Origin of the sequence: Modestobacter versicolor (genome assembly GCF_041028285.1) — a bacterium.
GTDB classification, from domain to species: Bacteria; Actinomycetota; Actinomycetes; order Mycobacteriales; family Geodermatophilaceae; genus Modestobacter; species Modestobacter versicolor_A.
On sequence record NZ_JABGDB010000063.1, the window covers coordinates 1 to 515 of the forward strand.

Sequence of the window (515 nt, forward strand, 5' to 3'; positions counted from 1 at the left end):
AGGTGCAAATGGGTTTACTGCTGGTAATGCAACTGGTGCAATGTCTGTTCGTTTAGGTCCAGGAAATATGGCACCCCACACTCATACATATGGCTTCAATCTTGATACCTCTCGTGATGGTGACCACTTCCACCGTATCATGGGTGATGATGGTTTAGGTATGTATCTTCATAAAGAAAGCTATCTTAATTATGATGCTAAATCACATGGTGGTGATGGTGGTGTATTCTGGACTACAACTAATGGTGCTCACACCCACCACATCTCCCACAGTGGTACGACTGGTAATAACACCACAGGTACGTCTGACCCATTCAATATTGTTCAACCTTCTATCCCAATTTATGTTTGGGTTCGTAACTCGTAAGGAGAATTAATGGCTATCTTCCGTTTACGTGGTGCAGGTACAATTCCTTTTGTACCTGCACCTCGTAAGGAGAATTAATGGCTATCTTCCGTTTACGTGGTGCAGGTACAAAAGGAATTGTCACTGACATGCCCTCTTTTGATACTCC

Annotated in this window: 1 protein-coding gene; it reads left to right on the plus strand. The window is 43.3% G+C overall.

Going from position 1 to position 515, the window contains the following annotated elements:
- Window positions 1–367 (plus strand): hypothetical protein (locus tag HL054_RS22270; RefSeq protein WP_369141314.1); only part of this gene is annotated, 367 nt, incomplete at its 5' end.
- Window positions 368–515 lie beyond the last annotated feature (148 nt).